The organism is Streptomonospora halophila, from assembly GCF_039542725.1.
Classification (GTDB): domain Bacteria; phylum Actinomycetota; class Actinomycetes; order Streptosporangiales; family Streptosporangiaceae; genus Streptomonospora; species Streptomonospora halophila.
This window is the reverse complement of record NZ_BAABIK010000088.1, coordinates 1-645: the sequence shown is the minus strand read 5'-3', so window position 1 is coordinate 645 and position 645 is coordinate 1. Positions and strand designations below refer to the sequence as shown.

The 645-nt window shown below is 67.1% G+C and carries 1 protein-coding gene; it reads right to left on the bottom strand.

The genetic code is table 11. The features are described from left to right. The coding region (locus tag ABEA15_RS25580; RefSeq protein ID WP_345559631.1) for a hypothetical protein at positions 1–645 on the bottom strand (645 nt) is incomplete at both ends.

The window sequence follows — 645 nt, the reverse complement described above, 5'->3', positions numbered from 1 at the left end:
GTTGTTGTTTGTGTCGGCGGGGCTGTGGTTGGGGTGGTTGGTGGGGGGTGTGGTGCTGGTGGTGTCGGGTGGGGGTGGTGGTGGGGGTGGGGTGTGGAGGTGGTTGAGGGTGGTGAGGGTGGTGTCGACGGTGATGTTTTGGATGCCGGCTTGGGAGGCGCCGGCGGTGGCGGAGTAGCCGTGGGCTTTGAAGCCTTCGTCGGTGAGCAGGGCGTTGGTGGTGCCTTCGCCGATGTAGCCCTCGAAGGCGCCGGTGGCGGCGGCCATGGCGAGGATTTGGGCGCGCATGTGGGGGTTGGCGAGGTAGGCGCCGAGGTTGTGGGTGAGGGTGTCGGGGACGGTGCGGGTGAGGTGGTTGCGCAGGTGGGGTGGGATGCCGGTGTCGTTGAGGGCTTTGGCGAGGTCGTCGTTGAGGGTGTTTTTGCCCCAGTTGCGGATGAGGGCGTCGGTGTAGGCGTCGGCGGCGTTTTTGGCGGCGTGGGTGCCGATGGTGTCGGCGAGGTGTTTGGTGAAGACGTCGGTGAGGTCGTCGCGGAGTTGGGTGGCGGTGGTGGGGCGGTCGAAGGGGGTGTGGACCTGGTTGGGGGTGTAGGGGCCGGTGAGGTCGTCGTGGTGTTTGTTGAACGCCGCGGCCAGATCGGCGTT